We start from the raw sequence: 251 nt of genomic DNA, 5'->3' as shown, positions 1-251 counted from the left end.
GTGACCCTGCTGGGGGCGCACCGGCGGCTCCAGGCCCCGCTGCTGCTCGGGGGCGCCACCCTGGCGGCGGTGGCCGTGCACGAGCTGGCCCCGTACGTGGTCCAGGTCGTCGACGCGCTGCCGCGCTGGCTGCCGCCCGCGCTGGCGGGGCTGCTGCTCCTGGTGGTGGGGGCGACGTACGAGAAGCGGCTGCGGGACGCACGGCGGCTGCGGGCGGCCCTCGGCCGGCTCGGGTGAGCGCCGGGGAGGGG

Annotated in this window: 1 protein-coding gene; it reads left to right on the top strand. The window is 80.1% G+C overall.

Annotated elements, in window-relative coordinates:
- Nucleotides 1–237: SCO7613 C-terminal domain-containing membrane protein (locus ACFXA3_RS26080; protein WP_385190699.1), on the top strand; the 237-nt coding region annotated here is incomplete at its 5' end.
- Between the last annotated feature and the right edge of the window lie 14 nt (nucleotides 238–251).

Origin of the sequence: Streptomyces sp. NPDC059456 (assembly GCF_042750055.1) — a bacterium.
Classification (GTDB): Bacteria; Actinomycetota; Actinomycetes; order Streptomycetales; family Streptomycetaceae; genus Streptomyces.
This window is presented reverse-complemented; position numbering and strand designations above follow the sequence as displayed.